The organism is Streptomyces sp. RFCAC02 (genome assembly GCF_004193175.1).
In the GTDB taxonomy this organism is placed as follows: domain Bacteria; phylum Actinomycetota; class Actinomycetes; order Streptomycetales; family Streptomycetaceae; genus Streptomyces.
Genome location: NZ_SAUH01000001.1, coordinates 4,771,858 through 4,793,581, shown reverse-complemented (window position 1 = coordinate 4,793,581; position 21,724 = coordinate 4,771,858). Strand labels below are relative to the sequence as shown.

The window sequence follows — 21,724 nt, the reverse complement described above, 5'->3', positions numbered from 1 at the left end:
CCCCGGCACACCGTCCTTGCTACCGTGTGCGCGTCATCGGACACGCGGTGCAGCTGGGGGGCGGTATGGCATCGGGGGCGGAGGCACGGGACGAGGGCGCGGGTGACCTGGCGCTGAGCACGGAGGTCCTCGGGCGGATCGGGCAGGACGCGGCCGGGCTGCGGACTGATCTGCTGGACCGGGCACTGCGTGCCGTGGACGCGAGCGGGCACGCCGCGTCGGCGCTCACGGACGCGGGCCTCACGACCGGCGCCGCGCTGAGCACGGCGCTGGAACGGTTCGAGGAGAAGACGGACGCGCTGGCGGGCGACTGCGAGTCGATCGACGGGCATCTGTCGGTCACCGTCAGCGCGAACACCACACTGGACACGGGCCTGCGCTCGGTCCTGCAGCAGTTGCACACGGCGGGGGACGGCGTGGGGATTCCCCTGAACCCGGGTATCGCGGATCTGTGACGGGGCGGGGGGACCGTATGACGACGTACAGAAAGCTGACCGAACTGGACCTGGCGGCGCTCGACGGCGCGGTCGCGGACTGGGAGGGCGTCGCCAGGGAACTGGGGACGCTGGCCGGGGACGCGCGGGACGGGATGGGCACGCGGGCCGGCGAGGCCGACTGGGACGGTGCGAACGCGGCCGTCACCCGCAGATTCGTCACGGCGACGGTGGACCGGTTCGGCTACGCGCACGAGCACGCCGACGGCATCCGGCTGGTCCTCGGGGAACTGGCCGCCGTGCTGCGCCGCTGCCGGACGCAGCTCGACGACATCGCGGCGGACGCGGACGGCGACGGGCTGCTGATCACCGAGGACGGTGTGGTGCTGCTCGCGGGCGAGAGTCCGTACGGGGCGGTCCAGCAGCACCCGTACCCCGACCGGCGCGACAACACCGGCGGCGAGGCGGCGGAGCGGGAGATCGCGGCGTTCAACGAACGGCTTGCGGCGTCGCACGACCTCAAGAACCTGTACGCCGACCGGATCGCCGCCGTGCTCGCGGAGGCGGCGGAGGCGGACGAGACGGCCGCCCGGGCGCTGCGGGAGATGGCCGGCGAGGGACACGGGCCGTTCACCGCCGGGGCGTACGAGTCCTGGGATGACGTGGAGGAGACGTTCGGCCGCCGGGCCGCCGAGGAGGTCCTTCCCCTGCTGCGGGAGGGCTGGGACATGTCCGACGAGGAGGCCGCGTGGCTGAACTCGGTGGTCGAGGAGAACAAGGACAACCAGTACTTCGCCGCCGCCCTGGCCGGCGAGCTGGGCGCCCGGGGTGTGCTCGACTTCTGGACGGACATGACCGATCCGGAGCACGAGTGGGAGACGAGCGACGAGCGCAGGGAGACCCTGACCGCGCTGCAGGGCAACCTCGGGGAGGCACTGGGCCTCGCCACGACGCTCACGGACGATCCGGTGATGCAGCAGTGGCGGACCGACATGATCGACCTGGGGCGCGAACGCCTCGGCGACGACGTCCGCTGGTCGCCGTACGGGTTCCAGGTGATGAGCAACCTGATGGCGTCGGGCGCGTACGACTCGGGGTTCCTTGAGGCGTACGGCGAGGAGCTGATCGAGTTCGAGCGCGACAGCGACGTGCCCGGCGGGATGTGGGCCGAGGTGGAGGGGGAGCCCAACCCGATCACCATCGGGGACGCGTTCCGGCTGGACCCGATGACCGGCTACATGGACGCACTGAGCCACAACCCGGACGCGGCCAACACGGTCTTCACGGACGCGGAGACGGCGGAATACCTGCTGACGCAGCGCATCGACGGCCACGTCATCGTGACGGAGGACGACCAGGGAAGGGACGTGGCGCTGCAGTCCACGGGCAACGCCCTCTTCGCGGCGACGACGGGCCTCGACCCCGACCACCTCGAACGCCCACCGACCGTCGACCGCGACCGGCAGGCGGGAGTCCTGGACAGGTCCCTGAGCATGCTGGCGGGCACAGGCCACGAATTCCCACCGGAATTCCGCGAACCAGTGGCCCAAATCCTGGTCAACCACGGCGCCGAAGTACACGACACGACCAGCGGCTACCTCCTCGACACGGCCCTCGACCGGGAAGACCTGCGCGGGGTGATCACCGAGGTCTCCCGGGACGGCGGCGCATACGCCCTGCTCAACGAAGGGCTTATGCACTCCATTGTCGGATCCTTCGACGACACGGAGACCCTGCGTGAAAGCACCCTCGATCCCGGGCAAACCCTGGACAGGGCGGGGCAGACGGTGGGATATCTCGAAGGAGCCCGCAGGGAAGCAATCGACCTCGAACTGCAGGATCGTGGCGACGATTTGGCCTGGGATACCCAGATGGCTGGTTATATGACGGGCACAGCCGCAAGTTACGTCCCGTACGGCGGCTTCGCCGGAATTCTGGCGGACGCCGTGATCACCGAGTGGAGCAAGGACGAGCAGCGGAGGATCGCGGAATTCTCCGAAGATGCCACTGCTGCGGCCAACCAGGTGCGCACCTATCAACTCAACTCCCTGGCGGATGCCTGGTACGAGATAAACCGCGACTGGGCCGACGGGCATGATCGATACGAGCATGAAGGCTCTCGTTACTCCCACATCGCCGATTCAGCAGTAAACGGGGAGCGCTACAGGTGATCAAACACACTTTCGCCAACCGGAAGTCCCGCATTCCTCTCATGCTGGCCATTTTGGCAACTCCTACCCTGTCCGGCTGCGGGGGGAATGACCAGGATGCTCTTGGCTACAGCACGCCCGAGGAGCTGTGCGAAGTCAAGATCGATGCCACTTTGTTGGAGCCGCTTCTCCCTCCGGGTGACCGACTGTCGTTCTCCGAGGACGGCCTTGGGATCTCCTGCGTCGCTCTTGTGGACGGCACCACAGCGGTCATATCCACTGCATTCCTCCTTCCCGAGGCCGATGCACCGCTGTCATGGGCAGGTGACGATGCCGAGCCGGCGCAGATCGGCGACGAAGGAGCCGTATCTCCCAGCGGGGCAGCCGCTTCCATCGCGTGCGTTTCCGATCAGGAACCCGATACCTCTTACGCCCTTATCCAGTTGGGTGGTTTTCAGCGCGACGGGGAAGATCCCGAAGAATGGATCGACATGATCGAGGCGTTCGCCCGCGACTATGTCGAGCACTTCAAGGAGGTGTACTGCACTGGGGAGTGAGGCCCGGTCATGGTGTCGTCGAAGGGTCCAGTGTCGGTTCTTCCAGCCATGTGTAGCGGTCCGCTGTCACCCGTAGTGCCAGTGTCGTGTCGCGTGTGTCCGTGTTGTGCCACAGTGCGCGGAACAGTGTCTCCGTCCGCAGGCGTGCGTGGCCGCACCATGCGTCGGCCAGTTCGTATGCCTCCCGGCCGTGGTCGCCGCGGGAGCGGAGGCGTTCGGCGTGGACGCAGGCCGCTGACGTCGCGAAGAGTTCGGCTCCGATGTCCACGACGCGTGCCAGGAAGTTCTGGCGGGATTCGAGGCCCGTCTGCCAGCGTGACATGCCGTAGAACGTGGCGCGGGCCAGGCGGCGGGCCGTGCGTTCCGTCCAGCGCAGGTGCGCCGCGAGGTCGGGGTAGCCGGAGATGTGGAAGTCACCGTAGGACAGCGGCAGATGGCCGCGGCCGGTGGCAAGGCTCGGGAGCCAGCGTGCGTAGAACCGGCCGGCCGCGAGGCCCGCGCGGCGTTTGCGGGTGAGGCTCGCCTCCGGGTCGACCAGGTCGCCGGCCACCTTGAGGTGCGCGTCCACGGCCTCCCGGGACAGCAGGACGTGCATGATCTCGGTCGTGCCGCCGGCCACCCGGGCGGCACGCAGGTCGCGGAGGAACTGTTCGGCCGGGATGCCCCGTTCCCCCCTGGCGGTGAGGGACGCGGCGGTCTCCAGGCCGCGTCCGCCGCGCAGCTGGACCAGTTCGTCGGCCATGCGCCAGGCCAGTTCGCCCCCGAGCAGCTTCGCGAGCGCCGACTCGGCACGCAGGTCGCAGCGGCCCTCGTCGGCGAGTTCGGCGGTGAGCTCGACGACGGCGTCGAGGGCGAAGGCCGTCGCCGCGATGAACGCGACGCGGCCGGCGACCGCCTCGTGCCGGACGATCACATGGCCGCCCTGGCGGCGGCTGCCCGACCATTCCCGGGCGATCCGCAGACACCATTTCCCCGCGCCGACGCACAGCGCGGGGACCGCGAGGCGCCCCGTGGTGAGGACGGAGAAGGCGATGCGCAGCCCGTCGCCCTCGGCTCCGACACGGTGCGCGGCGGGCACGCGGACGCCGCGCAGGCGTACCGTCCCGGTGCCGCTGCCGCGCAGGCCGAGGAACCCCGTGGTGTCCTCCACGGCGACACCGCGCGCGCCGGCCTCCACGACGAACGCGGCCGGTCCGGCGCCGGGCACCGTCGCGACGACGAGGAGCAGTTCGGCGGCGGCGGCGTTGACGGTCCACAGTTTCACGCCGTCCAGCACATAGCCGTCGCCGTCCGGCACGGCGGTGGTGGCGAGGCGGGACGGGTCGGAGCCGGCGTCCGGTTCGGTCAGCAGGAACGCCGACAGCGCGCCGCGCGCGCAGCGGGGCAGGAACGCGGCACGCTGCTCCGCGGTGCCGGCGACCGCAAGGGCCTGCGGCACGCCGGTGGACACGTGGGCGGTCAGCACGGCGGCCAGCGCCGGGCTGACCGAGCCGATGACGGCGAGCGCGCGGTTGCAGGTGACATGGCCCAGGCCGAGGCCGCCGTACTCCGGGTCGATGCGCATGCCGAACGCGCCGAGGTCGGCGAGCCCGCGGAGGGTGCGGGCGGGGACGCGGGCGTCGCGTTCGATCGCGGCGGGGTCAACCGACGTACGGCAGAAGTCGGCGAGGCGCGCGAGGAACGCGTCCCTGCGCCGTCCGGTCTCCGGATCCGGCTCGGGGCGCGGGTGCACCAGGTCCATGCGGAGGCGGCCGAGGAACAGATGGTCCGCGAAGCCGGGTTCGAGCCGGTGCGCGGTACGGGCCGCGGCGGCGGCCCTGCGGGCGTCCCGTCCGGGGATCGACATGCGCATCACCTCGTCACGGCGCGGGGCGCGTCCTGGCCGCGCTCCGTGACCCGTATGTACCCGCCCGATGGCGCCGCGTATCCGCCGACGGGCCGTCAGCTTCCGTGTTGAAGCGCTTCAACACGTGTATGGACACCGCCATGGCACCGGTCTAAGGTCAACGCGATCGCCAAGAGTTCCGCTGTCGAAGCGCTTCACGCCTTCCACCCACCACGGGAGAGCCGATGGTCACTCTCGCCGAGGTCGCCCGCCACGCGGGCGTCTCAGCCAGCACGGTGAGTTACGTCCTCAGCGGGAAACGCACCATCTCGACGCCGACCAGGGAGCGGGTCGAGCGCAGCATCAGGGAGCTGGGCTACCACCCCAACGCGGGTGCCCGCGCGCTCGCCAGCGCGAAGTCGAACATCATCGCCCTCATGATGCCGCTGCGGACCGAGATGTACGTCCCGGTGATGACGGACATCGCCGTCGCCGTGGCGACGACAGCCCGTGAACAGGCCCACGACGTGCTGCTCGTGACGGGGCACGAGGGTCCCGCCGCGGTGCGGCGCGTGGTGGGCAGCGGTCTCGCCGACGCCATGATCCTCATGGACGTCGAGCTGGAGGACGGCCGCCTCCCGCTGGTGCGGGAGGCCCACCGCCCGGCCGTCCTCATCGGACTGCCGGCCGACGCCGCCGACCTCACCTGTGTCGACCTGGACTTCGCCGCCACGGGCCGGCTGTGCGTCGACCATCTCGCGGACCTCGGGCACCGCGACATCGCGGTGGTCGGCGAGGCGGCCGCCGTGTACGAGCGCCGCACCGGGTTCGCCGAACGCACGGTGCAGGGCGTCCGGGAACGCGCCGCCGAGCTGGGGGTGCGCGTCCTGCACCGGCCGTGCGAAGGCAGCTACGAGTCGGTTGCCGGCACGCTGGCGCGGATCTTCGACGAGCGCCCCGCCACGACCGGGTTCGTCGTCCAGAACGAGGCGGCCATCGGCCCGCTGCTCGGCCTGCTGCGGCAGCAGGGCCGCGCCGTGCCGGAGGACATCTCGGTGGTCGCCGTCTGCCCCGACCACGTGGCGACGCAGACATCGGTCGCGCTCACGTCCGTCGCGATCCCCGCGCAGGAGATGGGGCGGCGCGCCGTGGACCTCGTGATGGCGAAGATGCGGGAGGCGTCCGCCGAGCCGGTCGTCGAACTGCTCCCGCCGCAGCTCACCGTGCGGGCGAGCACCGGTCCCGCGCCCGCCGCGCCCCGGACCGGGCCGGCCGTGCCCGCCGCCCGCTGACCCCGCGCCCCCGCTCCCCCCGTACGTCCGCGCCGCCGCGCAGCCCCGCGCCGCACGCCGGCGCGGCCGGCCAACTGCCACCCGCCGCCGTCCGACAGGAGCAGCGTGAACGATCCGACTTCCGTCTCCCTCGCCCAGTCCTCCCCGACCGTCGGCACCTTCACCGAGCGCGACGGCGCGCTGGAGTGGAGCGGCCGGCAGGAGACCCTGCGGGTCGAGCCGTGGGGTCCCGACGCGGTCCGCGTCCGGGCGCGGCTCGGCGGCCCCGTGCTGCGGGACCTGCCGGGCGCGCTGGACGGGACGCCGCCGCCGAGCGGCACCGCGGCCGTGCGCATCGGTGCCGGGGCCGCCACGCTCGTCAGCGGCGCGATCACGGCGGAGGTGAGTGCCGAGGGCATGGTGCGGTTCACGCGCACCGGCGACGGTTCCGAGCTGCTCGCCGAGGAGCGCGCGCACTTCTGGTGGCCCGGCCCCCGCCTCTACACGGCCACGGGCAACGGCTACCACCGCCTCGAACAGCGCTTCGCCGCGTACGAGGGGGAGCGCCTGTACGGGCTCGGGCAGCACCAGCACGGGCTGTTCGACCAGAAGGGCGCGGTCGTCGACCTGGTGCAGCGCAACGCCGAGGTGTCGATCCCGGTCCTGACGTCGAGCCGCGGGTACACCCTGCTGTGGAACAACCCGGCGATCGGGCGCGTCGAGCTGGCGCACAACGGGACGCGCTGGGTCGCGGACAGCGCGCGCCAGATCGACTACTGGATCACGGCCGGCTCCCCCGCCGACGCGCAGCGCCGGTACTCGGCGGCGACGGGGCGCGCGCCGCTGCTGCCCGAGTGGGCGTCCGGCTTCTGGCAGTGCAAGCTGCGCTACCGCACGCAGGACGAACTTCTCGGCGTCGCGCGGGAGTACGCGCGGCGCGGGCTGCCGGTCTCGGCGATCGTGTGCGACTTCTTCCACTGGACGCACCTGGGCGAGTGGAAGTTCGACCCGGCCGAGTGGCCCGACCCGGCGGCGATGGTGCGCGAGCTGGACGAACTCGGCATCCGGCTCGTCGTGTCGGTGTGGCCGTCCGTGTCGCCGCTGAGCGAGCACCACGGGCCGATGGAGCAGCGCGGCTGGTTCATCGGCACGGAGTACGGGCCGCTGGCGCACGCGGACTGGCCCGACAAGGAGGTCGCCTCGACGGTGCAGGTGGCGTTCTACGACGCGACGAACCCGGAGGCGCGCGGCTTCGTGTGGGACCGGGTGCGGGAGAACTACCTGGAGCCGTACGGGATATCGGCGTACTGGCTGGACGCGTGCGAGCCGGAGCTGAAGCCGGGCTTCGCCGCGAACCTGCGCTACCACGCCGGTCCCGGCCTGGAGGTGGGGAACCTGTATCCGCGGGAGAACGCGCGGGCGTTCGCGGAGGGGCTGTGGGCGTCGGGCGCGGGCGAGGACGGCGTCATCACGCTGAACCGTTCCGCCTGGGCGGGCAGCCAGCGGTGGGGCGCGGCCCTGTGGTCGGGCGACATCGGCACGGACTTCGCGACGCTGCGGCGGCAGATCGCCGCGGGCCTCAACACGGCGCTGTCCGGCATCCCGTGGTGGAACACGGACATCGGCGGTTTCCACGGCGGCGACCCGGACGACCCGGCGTACCGGGAGGTGCTGGTGCGGTGGTTCCAGTTCGGGGCGCTGTCGCCGCTGATGCGGCTGCACGGGTTCCGCGACCCCGGGATGCCGCTCGGTCCGGCGATGACGGGCGGGCCGAACGAGGTGTGGTCCTACGGTGCGGGGGCCGGGGAGATCCTGGAGGCGTACCTGCGGCTGCGGGAGCGGCTGCGGCCGTACGTGATGCGGCTGATGCGGGAGGCGCACGAGGAGGGCCTGCCGCCCATGCGCCCGCTGTTCCTGGAGTTCCCGGACGACGGGCGGGCGTGGGACGTCGCCGACGCGTACCTGTTCGGCCCCGACCTGCTGGTGGCGCCGGTGCTCGACGCGGGCGCGCGGGAGCGGACGGTGTACCTGCCGGCGGGCGCGCGGTGGACCGACGCGTGGACCGGCGAGGCGTACGACGGCGGCGCCGAGGTGACGGTGGCGGCGCCGCTCGAGCGCATTCCGCTGTTCCTGCGGGACGGGGCGCGGCTGCCCGTGCGCGACGGCGCGTGACCCCGTGCGCCCCCGGCCGGCCGTCACCGGCCGGCCGGGGGCGGCACGCGGTCAGGGCCGCAGGACCGCCACGCCACGGCCTTCGACGGTGATCTCCGCCTCGTGCCGCGCGCCGGTGAGCAGGTCGGTGCACGGCTCCGGCACGGCCACGGTGGCCGGCTCGGCGGTGTGGTTCAGGACGAAGAGGAGCGGTCCGCGCCGTACGGCCTCCACGCCGGCCGGCGCGCCCGGCAGGACGGGCTCCACACCGGCGTCGGCGGCGGTGCCGGCCAGCAGGTCGCCGAGGGCGTCGGCCCCGGGCAGCGTGGAGACGTACCAGGCGGTGCCCTCACCGTGCCGGTGGCGGGTGATGGCGGGGCGCCCGGCGAGGTCGCCCTCGGCGTAGGCGGCGTGTGTCGTCGCGCCGGCCGGCTCGACGTCCTCGCTCCACAGCGTGCCGGCCGTCCCGTCCGTCAGGGCGACGGTGCCGCCGGTCGGCAGCGGGCACCACTCGTGGACGGCCGCGAGGCCGAGGACGCGGCGCAGGCGGGCGTCCATGCCGCCGGGGCGCACCCGGTCGTCGGCGTCGGCGACACCGGTGAAGAAGCCGCACACGAGGACGCCGCCGTCGTGCACCCAGGCGGCGAGGTTGTCGAGGGCGGCGTCGGTGAGGAGGTAGAGCTGCGGGACGACGACCATGCGGTAGCGGCTCAGGTCGGCCTCGGGGTGGGCGAGGTCGGTGGTGAGGTTGCGCCGCCACAGGGCGTGGTGCCAGGCGGCGAGGACGTCGGGGTACGACAGGTCTGTCGACGGGCGTCCCGGCTGCTCGGACGCCCACCAGGCGGGCCAGTCGTGGAGGATGGCGATGTCGGCGGGGACCCGGGTGCCCGTGACGGGGGCGAGGGCGTCGAGTTCGGCGCCGAGGGCGCGGATCTCCCGGTGCACGCGGGAGTGCTCCCCGCTGTGCGGCAGCATCGCCGAGTGGAACTTCTCGCTGCCCTGCCGGGACTGGCGCCACTGGAAGAAGCACAGGGCGTCGGCGCCCCTGGCGACGGCCTGCAGCGACCACAGGCGCATCAGGCCCGGCGGCTTCGGACGGTTCACCGGCCGCCAGCTCACGCCGGACGCCGCCTGCTCCATCAGCGCCCAGGGGCCGCCCGCCTGCGAGCGGGTGAGGTCCTGCACCAGCGCGCCGTACGCCGCGCCCGCGGGCTCGTCGGGACCGGCCGCCGGGTCCGGGTAGATGTCGACGGACACCGCCGACTCCTCGGCGGCCCAGCGCCAGCCGTCGAGACCGGCGAACAGCGGCATGAAGTTGGTCGTGACGGGGACGCCGGGGCTCGCGGCGGTGACGATGTCGCGTTCGGCCGTGAAGCACTCCATGAGGGCGTCGCTGGTGAAGCGGCGGAAGTCGAGGAGCTGCGTCGGGTTGATGAGGTACTGGGCGCGGCGCGGGGGGATGATCTCGTCCCACTCGCTGTAGCGCTGGCTCCAGAACGCGGTGCCCCACGCCTCGTTGAGGGCGTCGAGGGTGTCGTAGCGTGCGCGGAGCCACCTGCGGAAGTGGCGGGCCGACTCGTCGCACCAGCAGGAGGTGCAGTACTCGTTGCCGACGTGCCACATGCGGAGCGCCGGGTGGGAGCCGTAGCGGTCGGCGACGGCCTGCGCGATGGCGGCGGCGTGCTCGCGGTAGACGGGGGACGAGGGGCAGAACTGGTTGCGCGAGCCGTACCAGACGACCGTGCCGTTCTCGTCGCGCGGCAGTGTCTCGGGGTGGCGTGCGCCGAGCCAGGGCGGGGGTGACGCGGTGGGGGTGGCGAGGCAGACGCCGATGCCCGCCTCGTCCAGGAGGCCGAGCACGGAGTCGAGCCAGGAGAACTCGCGGGCACCGGGCGTCGGCTCCAGAGTGGCCCACGAGAACACGCCGACCGTGGCGATGTTGACGCCCGCCTCGCGCATGAGGCGGATGTCGTCGTGCCACACCTCGGCCGGCCACTGTTCGGGGTTGTAGTCGCCGCCGAACAGCAGGCGGCCTCGGGTGGCGTCGTTGAGCGCGGACATGGTGTGGTGTCTCCGGTGGTGCTGGGGTGCAGGGGTACGGCGGCCGGTCAGCCCTTCACGGCTCCGATCAGCATGCCCTTCTTGAAGTGCCGCTGGACGAACGGCGAGAGGACGGCCACCGGCAGCAGCGCGAGGATCATAACGGCCGTCTGGACGGCGAGGCTGGGAATCTGCCCGGTGCCGATGAGCTGGGCCATGCCCGCGGGCCGCTCGTTGGCGAGGACGATCTGCTGGAGGATGTTCTGCAGGGGCAGCTTGTCCTGGTCGGTGATGTAGATGAAGCCGGCGAACCAGTTGCCCCAGTACGCGACGGCGTAGAAGAGGGAGATCACGGCGAGGACGGCGCGGGACAGCGGCAGGACGAGCTGGAGCAGGATGCGCAGCTCGCCGGCGCCGTCGATGCGGGCGCTGTCGATGATCTCCTGCCCGATGTTCATGAAGAACGCGCGGAGCACGAGGATGTTGAAGACGTTCACGGCCATCGGGAGGATGAGGGCCGCGTAGGTGTTCATCAGGCCGAGGCTCTGGATCAGCAGGTACGTCGGGATGATGCCGGCGCCGCCGAAGAACATCGTCGCCATGAGCGTGAACAGCAGCGGCCGGTGCGCGAACGTCCCGAGGCGGGAGAGGCCGTAGGCGGCCAGCACGGACACGACCATGCTGAAGAGGGTGCCGACGACCGTGACGCCGATGGAGACGATCATGGCCTGGGACACCTCGCCGCCGGAGAGCAGTTCGCGGTACGCGTCCAGGCTGATGCCGTCGGGCCACACGACGAGGCCGCCGGTGCGGGAGATCGTCTCGGCGTCGGAGATGCTGGTGGCGAACACGATCCAGACGGGGAAGAGGATGATGAGCAGGGCGACGGTGAGGGCCGCGCCCTTGGCGCCCTGGCCGATGGCGGTCGGCTTCTCCTCCCAGACGGGGCGGCGGCCGTCCGCCCGGAGTTCGTCGGCCTCGCGGACGCCTGCCGTGGTGTCGATGGCGGTCATCGGCGCTGGTACACCCCCTGCTCGCCCATCGCGTGGGCGACTCGGTTGGCGGCGAGCACGAGCAGGACGCTGAAGACGCCCTTGACGATGCCGATCGCCGCCGCGTAACTGAAGTCCCCGTTCTGGATGCCGGTGTTCCAGACGTAGGAGTCGAGCACCTCGGAGGCGCCGGGTCCCACGGCGGTGCGCTGGATGAGGTACTGCTCGCCGCCGATCGTCAGCATGTTGCCGACCTGGAGGACGAGCAGCAGTGCGATGACCGGGCGCAGCGCGGGCAGCGTGATGTGCCACATGCGGCGCCAGCGGCCGGCGCCGTCGGCGGCGGCGGACTCGTACAGCTCGGCGTTGACCGTGGAGAGGGCGGCGAGGAAGACGATGATGCCCCAGCCGGCGTCCTTCCAGATGACCTGGGCCGTGATGAGCCACTTGAAGAAGCCGGGGTCCGTCATCAGGTCGAAGCTGTCGGACACGCCCCAGTCGCGGAACAGCTGGGCGACGAGGCCGGCGCCGCCGAACATCTGCTGGAAGACGGTGATGACGAGGACCCAGGAGAAGAAGTGCGGCAGGTACAGCACGGCCTGTGCCCAGGCGCGCAGGCGGCGGTGCAGGATGCTGTTGATGAGCAGCGCGAGCGCGATGGGGATGGGGAAGTAGAAGAGAAGCTGGAGCGACGAGAACAGGAGGGTGTTCTGCACGGCGTTCCAGAAGTCCCGGTCGTCGAGCATCCGGGAGAAGTTCTCCATGCCGGTCCAGGCGCTGTTGGCCATGGAGTCGAAGAAGCCGTCGCCGGCGTAGGGGCTGAAGAACTGGAACGCGATGACGTTGCCGGCGATCGGGACGTAGGCGAAGACGATCAGCAGCACGACGGCCGGGAGCGTCATCAGGATCAGCGGGTAGTCGCGCCGCAGCCGGTGGCGCAGGGGTACGCGTGCCGAGGGACGGCCGGCGCCGGGGGCGCCGGTCCGGCCGCGGCGTCCCGGGCCGCGCCGGGGCTGGCGTGTCTCCGCCGCCGAGGGCGGGGGCGGCGGGTGCGGGGCCGTGCTCTGCGACACGGGGTCCTCCTTGTCCGTGGCGGCCCGGCTCGTCGCGGGCCGCCCGTTCGCGGACCGGCCGGGCGCGGTGGGATCCGCGCCCGGCCGGTCCGGGCCGTCGCCGGCCTCGATCAGGCGCCTTCCTCGTCCAGCAGGCCCTGGTAGAAGTCGCGCAGTTCGTCGCCGCCGGCGCTGCGCCAGTCGGCGACCGCGTCCTGGAGGTCGCTGATGGAGCGGCGGCCGCGCACGACGTCGTCCTCCAGGTCCTCGAAGCCGTCGTTGAGGGTGGCGAGGCGGGCCGGCTCCTGGATCTGGCGGCCGTAGAAGAGGGGCTCGCGGGCGTAGGCGAGGTTCTTCTTCTGCCAGGCGGTCCAGTCCTCGACGACCTGCGGGGTGTCGGGGAGCGCGATGACGTGGCCCGGGGAGCAGATGAACGTGTAGGTCTCGGGGACGACCTCGGTCTCGCCCTGCGTCGTGCGGACGGGCAGGCCGTCCTCGACGGTGTAGTGGGTGCCCTCGACGCCGTAGGTGCGCATGCGGTTCTCGACGGTGCCGTAGGGGGCGGCCGTGTAGTTGGCGAGCGCGAGTGCTTCCTTGATGCGGTCCTCGGAGAGGTTCTTGTTGATGAACGTCCAGATGGTGGCGCCGTTGCCGAGGTAGAGGACGGGGTCGTGGCCGTCGACCTTCGGGTAGTCGAAGGCGTTCATGTGGAAGTCGGGGTTGGCCGCGCGCTGTTCGACGACGGTGTTGTGCCAGGTGCCGTCGCCCTGGTTGAACATGAGGACCTCGCCCGACGTGAAGCGCTGCGTCGAGTCGCCCGACGCGGCGACGGCGTCGGGGTGGACGACCTCGGCCTCGTACAGCTTGCGGGTCCATTCGAGCGCTTCGAGGTACGCGTCGGTCTCGTAGCGGTTGATGAGCTTGCCGTTGTCGCCACGGGCGAAGTAGTTGGGCCTCTCGGGCAGCACGCCGAACATGATGAACGCCGACCACTTGAGGTCCTCGCAGGCCCAGCGGCGGTCGCGGGCGGAGGTGATCTCCTTGCAGAAGTCGATGAAGTCGTTGGCGTCGGTGGGGACTTCCCAGCCGTTGGCCTCGAAGACGTCCTGCCGGTAGTACGGGACGACGCTGCCGATGGGGGCGGCCGGCATCGGCAGGCCGCAGAGCCTGCCGCCGAAGACGGACGCCTGCCAGGCCGCGGTGGGGATGGCGGCGAGGTTCGGGTAGTCGAGGACGGCGTCGCCGGAGAGGTACGGGCCGAGGTCGGCGAAGCGGCTGCCGATGGCCTGGGGTATCTGGCCGTTGAGGTTCCAGCCGGGGATGCACACGAGGTCCGGGATGTCGCTGCCGGCGAGGACCGCGCCGAGCTTCTCGTTGTACGTGTTGCCGTCCTGGGTCTGCCAGTTCATGCGGACGCCGATGGCCTCGTCCATCGCGGTCCAGAAGGCGTTGCCGCTGTCCGGCGGGGTGCCCCACAGCGGTGTCATGGCCGTGAACTCGCCGCCCTTGCCGAGGACTTCGGGGACCGAGGTGCCGAGGTCGGCGGTCGGGATCCACGAGGTGTAGCCGGGGCTCGACCCGTTCTCCGCCGCGATGTCCGGCTCGACCGCGGTCGCCGACGCCTGGTAGGTCGGCATGAGGCCCGTCAGCTCGTCCTCCGACACACGGCCCTCCTGGCCGCCGCCCCCGCCGCCTCCGCCCCCGCACGCGGCGAGCAGCGGCGCGCCGCCCGCGGCGGCCAGTGCGGCGAACGTCGAGGAGCGGAGGAATCTTCTCCGGCTCGGGGCCAGGCGCGGGTTGGGCATGGTGACAACACCCCTTGAGGCTCTGCGAATTGGCAAGACCATGGCGACAACCTGGTCGAAGCGCTTCGATGTTGCGCTGAGGCTAAGACCCGACCCGGAGGCACACAAGACTTGGTTCGCGAAAACTTTCGACGCCTCATCCGGCCCCCGGTCCCGGCCGCATCAAGGCGATGAGCACGCGGTGCGCCACGGTGTCTTGACACGACCGGGGGCCTGAACTCAGCATCGAAGCGCTTCGAACGACCTCGTCGCACACACCGGCGGGTGCGCCGCCGCCACCGCAAGGGAACTCCTCCGTGACCGACGGAACCCCGCCGTACCGCGACCCGGACCTGCCCGTCGACGAGCGTGTCGCCGACCTGCTGGAGCGGCTGACCCCCGCCGAGCGCGTGGCGATGCTCCACCAGTTCGCCCCCGCCGTACCGCGCCTCGGACTGCCCGCGTTCCGCACGGGCCAGGAGGCGCTGCACGGGGTGGCGTGGATGGGTCCTGCGACCGTCTTCCCACAGGCGGTCGGCCTCGGCGCGACCTGGAACGACGAGCTGGTGCGGCGTGTCGGCGAGGCCGCGGGCCGCGAGGTGCGGGCCATGCGCGACAAGGACCCGCGCGTCGGGCTGAACGTGTGGTCCCCCACCGTGAACCTCCTGCGCCATCCCCTGTGGGGCCGCAACGAGGAGGGGTACGCCGAGGACCCGCACCTCACCGCCTCCCTCGCCACCGCCTACACCCGCGGCCTGCGCGGCGATCACCCCGTCTACTGGCGTACGGCGCCGGTGCTCAAGCACTGGCTCGCCCACAACCACGAGCACGAGCGGGACACGGCGTCCACGTCCGTCCGTCCGCGTGTCCTGCGGGAGTACGAACTCCCCGCGTTCCGCGGCCCGGTGCGGGCCGGCGCGGTCGCGGGGGTCATGCCCGCGTACAACCTGGTCAACGGCCGCCCCAACCACCTCTCCCCGCTGATCGCGGCCGAGCTGCGCGGTTGGAGCGACCTGCCGCTCGTCGTCTGCTCCGACGCGGGCGCGCCCAGCAACATCGCGGGCTCCGAGCAGTACCTGCCGAGCCACGAGGAGGGGCTCGCCGCCGCGCTGCGGGCGGGCGTGGACAGCTTCACCGACCACGGGGAGGACGGCGGGCCGACCGTCGCGCGGCTGACGGCGGCGCTGGAGCGCGGTCTGATCGACCGGGCGGACGTGGACGCGGCCGTGGCTCGGCTGCTGGCGATGCGCTTCCGGCTCGGCCTCTTCGACCCGGAGCGCGACCCGTACGCGGCGGACGCGGCGTTCGACACCCCGGCGCACCGCGAGCTGGCGCGGGAGGCGGCCGAGCAGGCCGTGGTGCTGCTGCGCAACGCGCCCGGCGGCGCGGCGGGGGCGGCGGCGCTGCCGCTGCGGCCGGGGACGCGCGTCGCGGTGGTCGGGCCGCTCGCGGACGAGGTGAAGCTCGACTGGTACAGCGGTTCACTGCTGCACCGGGTCACGCCCCTCGACGGCCTGCGCGCGCACCCGGGCCTCGGCTCCGTCACGCACGCGGACGGCGACGACCGGGTGCTGCTGCGCACGGCGGGCGGCGCGGTGACCGTGCCCGACGCCGGCGGTGCCGCGGAACCGGCGGCCGGCGACCGGGGCGCCGCCCTGGACCCCGCGCTGCTGCGCGGCCGTACCGACCTGCCGCCGCTGACCGTGGACCCGTCGGGCACCGGCACGGTGCTGCGGCTGGCCGACTGGGGCGACGGTGTCCTCACCCTGCGGGCGCCGGACGGGAACTTCCTGTCGGTGGCCGACGACGGCCTGGTCCGGGCGTCGGCGGCGCAGCCGGGCGGCTGGATCGTGCAGGAGACGTTCACGCTCGAACCGCTGCCGGGGGCTCAGGCCGGGCCGGCGGCGCCGGGCACCGTGGCCGGGCTGCTGCGGCACCTCGGCACGGGCCGGCCGCTGGTGGCCGGCGACGAGGGGCTGCGGGTGGCGCCCGAGGGCGCGGCCGGGGACGTGTTCACCGTGGAGACGGTGCGGCGCGGCACGGACGACGTGGCCTCCGCCGCGGCGGAGGCGGACGCCGTGGTCGTCGTCCTGGGGAACGATCCCCACATCAACGGGCGCGAGACACAGGACCGTTCGACACTGGCCCTGCCGCCTGCGCAGGACCTGCTGTGGCGCGCGGCCCACGCGTCCAACCCCCGCACCATCCTGGTGATGACCTCCGCCTACCCCTACGCCGTCCCCGAGGCCGACGCCACGCTGCCCGCCCTGCTGTGGACGGCCCATGGCGGCCAGGCCGCCGGTACGGCTCTGGCGCGCGTGCTCTGCGGCGACGTCTCTCCCGCCGGACGCCTGCCGCAGACCTGGTACGCCTCGGACGGCGATCTGCCCGGCCTCCTCGACTACGACCTGATCACCGCACGCAGCACCTACCTGTACTTCGACGGGACCCCGCTCTACCCGTTCGGCCACGGCCTGTCGTACTCGTCCTTCTCCTACGGGGACGCTGTCGCGGCCCTCGACGGCGACCGGCTCACCGCCGGGGTCACCGTCACCAACACGGGTGACATGGAGGCCGACGAGGTGGTGCAGCTCTACGTACGCGCCGTACGGCCGTCCGTCCCGCGCCCCCACCGGTCGCTGGCGGCGCACCGCCGCGTGCGGCTGGCGCCGGGCGAGGCGCTGCGCGTGGAGTTCTCCGTGCCCGCCGGCGATGCGCTCGGTTTCTGGGACGTGGCGCACGGCCGGTGGACGGTCGAACCCGGCCCGTACGCCGTCGAGTCGGGCGCGTCCAGCGGGGACATCAGGACGTCCGTCACCGTGACGGCCGCCGGGAAGCCCGTCGGGCCGCGCCCGGTGCGGGCGGCCGGTCTCGCGGCGGCCGACTTCGACGAGGCGCAGGGCGTGGCGCTCGTGGACCTCACGCGGGTGGCCGGTGACGCGGTGGCGCCGGCGGACGGCGGGGCGCCGGGCCGGCTGCTGTTCCGCCGCTGCGCGCTGGGCGACGGGGGCGACGGCGGGCCGGCGGAGGTCGCGCTGCGGGCCGCGTGCGAGGAGGCGGACGGGGCGAGCGTGGTCGTCGAAATCCCCGGGACCGGCTGGAGCGCGGAGCTGCCCGTGCCGTCGACCGGCGACCGGTACGCCTACACGACGGTGACCGCGCCGCTGACGGACTTCCCCGCGGGCGTGCGCGACGTACGGCTCACGCTGCGGGGCGCCGTACGGGTGGACCGCCTGGACTTCACGGGCTGAGACGGCGGGGCCGACCGCGACCGCGGCGGCCCCGCGCACGACGAGCGGGCGACCGGGGACCGTGCAGGGGTTCCCGGGCGCCCGCTCCCCTCACCGCGCCCGGCGGCTCACAGGTCGATGCCGGTCAGCACCATGACGCGCTCGTACGTGTAGTCCTCCATCGCGAAGCGCACGCCCTCGCGCCCCACGCCGGACGCCTTGACCCCGCCGTACGGCATCTGGTCGGCGCGGTACGACGGCACGTCGCCGATCACCACGCCGCCGACCTCCAGCGCCCGGTGCGCGCGGAAGGCCGCCTGCAGGTCGTGGGTGAAGACGCCGGCCTGGAGACCGAACTGCGAGTCGTTGGCCGCCGCGAAGGCCGCCGCCTCGCCGTCGGCGCGGGTCACCATGAGGACGGGACCGAAGATCTCCTCCCTGGCCACCTTCGCGTCGGCCGGCACGTCCGTCAGGATCGTGGGAGCGTACGCGGCGCCCTGCCGCACGCCCCCGGTGAGCACCTTCGCGCCCGCCGCGGTGGCCTCGTCCACCCAGCCCTCGATGCGGCGCGCGGCGTCCTCGCTGATCTGCGGCCCGACGTCGGTCGCGTCGTCGGACGGGTCACCGGTGACCAGGGCCTCGACGGCGGCGACCAGGCGGGGCAGCAGGCGGTCGTACACGGCGGAGTCGGCGATGACGCGCTGCACGGAGATGCAGGACTGCCCGCCCTGGTAGTTGGAGAAGGTCGCGATGCGCTGGGCGGCGTGGTCGAGGTCGGCGTCCGACGCGTAGTCGGCGAGGACGACGGCCGCGCCGTTCCCGCCGAGTTCGAGGGTGACGCGCTTGCGCGGGACGGAGTCGCGGATGGACCAGCCGACCGGCACGGAGCCGGTGAAGGAGATGATCGGCAGCCGCTCGTCCTGGACGAGGGACGGCATCGCGTCGTTGGGCACCGGCAGGACGCTCCACGCGCCGGCCGGCAGGTCCGTGCCGTCCAGCAGCTCGCCGATGAGCAGCGCGGAGAGCGGGGTCGCGGGGGCCGGCTTCAGGATGATGGGGGCGCCGGCGGCGAGGGCGGGGGCGATCTTGTGGGCGCACAGGTTGAGCGGGAAGTTGAACGGCGCGATGCCGAGGACCGGGCCGTAGGGGACGCGGCGGGTCAGCGCGAGCCGGCCCGCGCCGCCCGCGTCGGCGTCCAGCCGCTGGGCCGTGCCGCCGTTGAACCGGCGCGCCTCGTCGGCGGCCCACCGGAAGACGGACTGGCAGCGGGCCACCTCGACCCTGGCCCACTTGACGGGCTTGCCGTTCTCCGCCGTGATGAGGCGGGCGATCTCCTCGGACCGCTCGGTGAGGCGCGCGACGACGCGGTCGAGGGCGGCGGCGCGGACGTACGCGGGCGTCGCGGCGAACTCCGCGGCCACGGCGGCCGCGGCGGCGACCGCCTCCTCCGTCTGCGCGGCGGTGGGCACGCTCACCGTGCCGACGGCCGCGCCGTCCCAGGGGGAGGTGACCTCCAGGGTCTCCTCGCCGGTGGCCTCGCGGCCGGCGAGCCAGAAGGGTCGCGGAGTGGTGGTCGTGGTGGTCGTCATCGCGGAGCCCGCCTTCCGATGGGGTCTGCAGTCCTGGTTTCCCACCGTAGGCGCTCGCACGCCGGCGGGTTCTTGTACGGCGTGGCGCGGTGGGACGGGCGTATGCGCCGTTCCGGTGGGTGCGGGCGGGCCTATTTCCGAGTCGTGACGTCTCGTTTATGCTGACGGCGGCCGGACACCCGCCCGGCGGAAAGGACCTCTCCCGTGCACGTCCCGCAGACCGTCCTCATCACCGGCGCCACCGACGGCCTCGGCCGCTCCCTCGCACACCGCCTCGCCACCGGCCCGGACGACACCGCCACCCGCCTGATCCTGCACGGGCGGGACCCGGGGCGCCTCGCCTCGACGGCCGACGCCATCGCCGCGACCGGCGCCCCGCGCCCCCGTACCGTCCTCGCCGACCTCGCCGACCTGTCCCAGGTCCGGATGATGGCGGCCGAGGTCAGCGCCTCGACGGAGCGGCTCGACGTCCTCGTCAACAACGCGGGCATCGGCTCCGGCGAACCGGACGGCAGGACCCGCCGCACGAGCGCCGACGGCCACGAGCTGCGGTTCGCCGTCAACCACCTCGCCGGCTTCCTCCTCACCCTCGAACTCCTGCCGCTCCTCACCACCTCCGCGCCCGCGCGCGTCGTGAACGTCGCCTCGATCGGCCAGGCACCCGTCGACCCCGACGACCCGATGCTGGAGCGCGGCTACAACGGCACCCGGGCGTACGGGCAGAGCAAGCTCGCCCAGATCGCCACCGGCTTCGAACTCGCCGCCCGCCTGCCCGCGGACCGGATCACCGTCAACAGCCTGCACCCGGCCACGTACATGCCGACGAAGATGGTCCTCGCCGAGATCGGCCACAGCGTCGACACGCTCGCCGACGGCACGGACGCCACCCACCGCCTGGTGACCGATCCGCGGCTCGCCGGCGTCACCGGGCGGTTCTACGACCGCACGCGCGAGACCCGCGCGCACCCCCAGGCGTACGACCCCGTGGCGCGCCACCGCCTGTGGGACCTGAGCGTGGCGCTCACCGGCGCGACGGCGCCCCCGCCCCACGCCGGGTGACGGCCGCCGGTGTCACGGCCCGGCGGGCTCCGTCGCCTTGAGGGCGAGCCACAGCTCCATCCGCACGTCGGGGTCGTCGAGGGAGCGGTCGAGGATCTCCTCCACCCGCCGCATCCGGTAGCGCAGCGTGTGCCGGTGCACGCCGAGGTCGGCCGCCGCCGCGTCCCACTGGCCGTGCCGCGACAGCCACGCGCGCAGCGACGCCACGAGGTCGCCCCTGCCCCGTTCGTCGTGGCGGCGGAGGGCGCCGAGCATGCCGTCGGCGAAGGCCCGTACCGCGTCGTCCGCCAGCAGCGGGAGGATCGACCCGGCCGCGACGTCCGTGTGCTCGACGAGGGGACGCCCCCTGCGCCGGGCGACCAGCAGGGCCTCCCGCGCCTGCCGGTACGCGGCGTCCACCGCGGCCGGGCCGGTCGGCGCGGACAGTCCCATGACCGGCGCCGGCACCTCCGTGAGGGCGGCGGCGTACGCGGCGCACGCGGCCGCCGCCGCGCCGCCGTCCGGGACGAGCCACACAAGACCGTTCCCGTCAGCGGCCGCGAGGACGGCCTCGCCGGCGCGCGCGGCGGCCGTCGACACCGTGCGGCCGAGGGTGTCCAGGGCCTCGGGCGCGCCCGGGGACTCGGCGACGAGCACCCGCAGCGGCGCGTCGAACAGCGAGCCGTAGAGGTCGCCGGCGACGGCCCGCGCGTGGTCGGCCTCGCCGCTGAGCAGCATCCGCAGGACCGCGCCGCCAAGACGGCTCTCGGCGTCCTGGTAGGCGCGGGACCGTTCGGTGAGGAGGGTGAGGACGGCGACGGCGGCCTGCACGGCGTACCGCTCCGCCGTGCCGAGCGGGCCGCCCGTGCCGATGGCGAGGACGGCGGCGGGCGGGCGTCCGGTGCCGAGCGACTGGAGTTCGACGCGGTCGTCGTCGGCCGTGCCCGCGTGGACGGCGCTGGCGGGCGCGGCCCGGTCCGCGAGCCGCCGTACGTCGTCGGCGAGCGCGCCGGCCCTGCGCCCGGCCCACGCGGGCGCCACCTCGGTGACGCGGCCCGTCAGGTCGTGGAGGGCGCACCAGCCGCCGACCTGCCCGGCGAGCCGCTCCAGCAGCGCCCGCCGCCCGCCGGCGGTGAGGGCCGCGCGCGTGAGGTCCCGCTGGGCGGCGAACCCGGCGGTGACCGCCCGGTACCGTTCGGCGGCTATCGCGGCGGAGACCGCCTTCACGATGGCGAGGAACGGCGTCGGGCGGGGCACCTCCAGCAGCGGCAGCCCGGCGGCACGGGCGGCGCCGAGCAGGGCGTGCGGGACCTGGGGATGGTTCACGCCGATGCCGAACCCGAGGCCGACGACGCCCGCCGTGACGAGCCGGGCGACGTACGCGCGCGTCTCGGCAGGGTCGTCGACGGCGAGCTGCAGGCCGGTGGTGAGGAGCAGCTCGCCGCCCTCCATCCAGGGGGCGGGATCGGCGAGTTCGCTGGCGTGGGCCCAGCGCACGGGCCGGTCGAGACGGTCGTCACCGCAGACCACGGCCAGCTTGAGGGCGGTGTGCTGGGCCAGGGAGGCGAGCGTGGGCGGCATGGGTCACCTCGGGGGCCGGGACAACACGGG

General features: G+C 73.2%; 14 protein-coding genes. 7 read left to right on the top strand and 7 right to left on the bottom strand.

The window, feature by feature from the left end:
* Positions 1–65 precede the first annotated feature (65 nt).
* Genes EMA09_RS22245 through EMA09_RS22235 form a run of 3 tightly spaced genes read left to right on the top strand, consistent with a single transcriptional unit; the run spans position 66 to position 3,141 of the window.
* Complete coding sequence (locus tag EMA09_RS22245) at positions 66–455, top strand: hypothetical protein (RefSeq protein ID WP_129842750.1); 390 nt, start codon at positions 66–68, stop codon at positions 453–455.
* Positions 456–472: 17 nt separating this feature from the next.
* Positions 473–2,605 carry a hypothetical protein gene (locus tag EMA09_RS22240; RefSeq protein ID WP_129842749.1) on the top strand — a complete coding sequence of 711 codons (2,133 nt, stop codon included), beginning with the start codon at positions 473–475 and terminating at the stop codon, positions 2,603–2,605.
* Positions 2,602–3,141 (top strand): hypothetical protein, encoded by a 540-nt coding sequence (locus EMA09_RS22235; RefSeq protein ID WP_129842748.1) that lies wholly within the window; start codon positions 2,602–2,604, stop codon positions 3,139–3,141. Before EMA09_RS22240 ends, EMA09_RS22235 begins: the two co-directional genes overlap by 4 nt.
* A gap of 7 nt (positions 3,142–3,148) precedes the next feature.
* Here EMA09_RS22235 and EMA09_RS22230 read toward each other — a convergent pair whose 3' ends face one another.
* Positions 3,149–4,987 (bottom strand): acyl-CoA dehydrogenase family protein, encoded by a 1,839-nt coding sequence (locus EMA09_RS22230; RefSeq protein WP_240796518.1) that lies wholly within the window; start codon positions 4,985–4,987, stop codon positions 3,149–3,151.
* A gap of 224 nt (positions 4,988–5,211) precedes the next feature.
* Here EMA09_RS22230 and EMA09_RS22225 point away from each other — a divergent pair, with 224 nt between their 5' ends.
* On the top strand, positions 5,212–6,258 hold the full coding sequence (locus EMA09_RS22225) for a LacI family DNA-binding transcriptional regulator (RefSeq protein WP_129842746.1): 1,047 nt from the start codon (positions 5,212–5,214) through the stop codon (positions 6,256–6,258).
* Between the two features lie 105 nt (positions 6,259–6,363).
* Positions 6,364–8,409 carry a TIM-barrel domain-containing protein gene (locus tag EMA09_RS22220; RefSeq protein WP_129842745.1) on the top strand — a complete coding sequence of 682 codons (2,046 nt, stop codon included), beginning with the start codon at positions 6,364–6,366 and terminating at the stop codon, positions 8,407–8,409.
* 51 nt (positions 8,410–8,460) lie between these two features.
* On the opposite strand, the gene EMA09_RS22215 is transcribed toward EMA09_RS22220, so the two are convergent.
* From EMA09_RS22215 to EMA09_RS22200, 4 genes are all read right to left on the bottom strand, one after another.
* Entirely contained in the window at positions 8,461–10,449 is a 1,989-nt protein-coding gene (locus EMA09_RS22215) for a beta-galactosidase (RefSeq protein ID WP_129842744.1), read from the bottom strand.
* 47 nt (positions 10,450–10,496) lie between these two features.
* Entirely contained in the window at positions 10,497–11,441 is a 945-nt protein-coding gene (locus EMA09_RS22210) for a carbohydrate ABC transporter permease (RefSeq protein ID WP_129842743.1), read from the bottom strand.
* The gene (locus tag EMA09_RS22205; RefSeq protein ID WP_240796517.1) at positions 11,438–12,493 is read right to left on the bottom strand and encodes an ABC transporter permease subunit; all 1,056 of its coding nucleotides are present in this window, start codon (positions 12,491–12,493) and stop codon (positions 11,438–11,440) included. Before EMA09_RS22205 ends, EMA09_RS22210 begins: the two co-directional genes overlap by 4 nt.
* 110 nt (positions 12,494–12,603) lie before the next feature.
* Positions 12,604–14,277 (bottom strand): extracellular solute-binding protein, encoded by a 1,674-nt coding sequence (locus tag EMA09_RS22200; RefSeq protein WP_129842742.1) that lies wholly within the window; start codon positions 14,275–14,277, stop codon positions 12,604–12,606.
* Between the two features lie 296 nt (positions 14,278–14,573).
* On the opposite strand from EMA09_RS22200, the gene EMA09_RS22195 reads away from it, so the two are divergent.
* On the top strand, positions 14,574–17,507 hold the full coding sequence (locus EMA09_RS22195) for a glycoside hydrolase family 3 C-terminal domain-containing protein (RefSeq protein WP_129842741.1): 2,934 nt from the start codon (positions 14,574–14,576) through the stop codon (positions 17,505–17,507).
* Positions 17,508–17,614: 107 nt separating this feature from the next.
* Here EMA09_RS22195 and EMA09_RS22190 read toward each other — a convergent pair whose 3' ends face one another.
* Positions 17,615–19,075 carry an aldehyde dehydrogenase family protein gene (locus EMA09_RS22190; RefSeq protein WP_129842740.1) on the bottom strand — a complete coding sequence of 487 codons (1,461 nt, stop codon included), beginning with the start codon at positions 19,073–19,075 and terminating at the stop codon, positions 17,615–17,617.
* Positions 19,076–19,279: 204 nt separating this feature from the next.
* On the opposite strand from EMA09_RS22190, the gene EMA09_RS22185 reads away from it, so the two are divergent.
* The gene (locus EMA09_RS22185; RefSeq protein ID WP_129842739.1) at positions 19,280–20,134 is read left to right on the top strand and encodes an SDR family NAD(P)-dependent oxidoreductase; all 855 of its coding nucleotides are present in this window, start codon (positions 19,280–19,282) and stop codon (positions 20,132–20,134) included.
* Between the two features lie 12 nt (positions 20,135–20,146).
* Here the strand turns inward: EMA09_RS22185 and EMA09_RS22180 are convergent, their stop codons facing one another.
* Complete coding sequence (locus EMA09_RS22180; RefSeq protein ID WP_129842738.1) at positions 20,147–21,694, bottom strand: PucR family transcriptional regulator; 1,548 nt, start codon at positions 21,692–21,694, stop codon at positions 20,147–20,149.
* Between the last annotated feature and the right edge of the window lie 30 nt (positions 21,695–21,724).

Coding starts and splice junctions, on each gene's coding strand:
- EMA09_RS22210 (WP_129842743.1), bottom strand. CDS start 11,441: ATGACCGCCATCGACACCACGGCAGGCGTCCGCGAGGCCGACGAACTC.
- EMA09_RS22245 (WP_129842750.1), top strand. CDS start 66: ATGGCATCGGGGGCGGAGGCACGGGACGAGGGCGCGGGTGACCTGGCG.
- EMA09_RS22240 (WP_129842749.1), top strand. CDS start 473: ATGACGACGTACAGAAAGCTGACCGAACTGGACCTGGCGGCGCTCGAC.
- EMA09_RS22215 (WP_129842744.1), bottom strand. CDS start 10,449: ATGTCCGCGCTCAACGACGCCACCCGAGGCCGCCTGCTGTTCGGCGGC.
- EMA09_RS22230 (WP_240796518.1), bottom strand. CDS start 4,987: ATGTCGATCCCCGGACGGGACGCCCGCAGGGCCGCCGCCGCGGCCCGT.
- EMA09_RS22225 (WP_129842746.1), top strand. CDS start 5,212: ATGGTCACTCTCGCCGAGGTCGCCCGCCACGCGGGCGTCTCAGCCAGC.
- EMA09_RS22180 (WP_129842738.1), bottom strand. CDS start 21,694: ATGCCGCCCACGCTCGCCTCCCTGGCCCAGCACACCGCCCTCAAGCTG.
- EMA09_RS22190 (WP_129842740.1), bottom strand. CDS start 19,075: ATGACGACCACCACGACCACCACTCCGCGACCCTTCTGGCTCGCCGGC.
- EMA09_RS22200 (WP_129842742.1), bottom strand. CDS start 14,277: ATGCCCAACCCGCGCCTGGCCCCGAGCCGGAGAAGATTCCTCCGCTCC.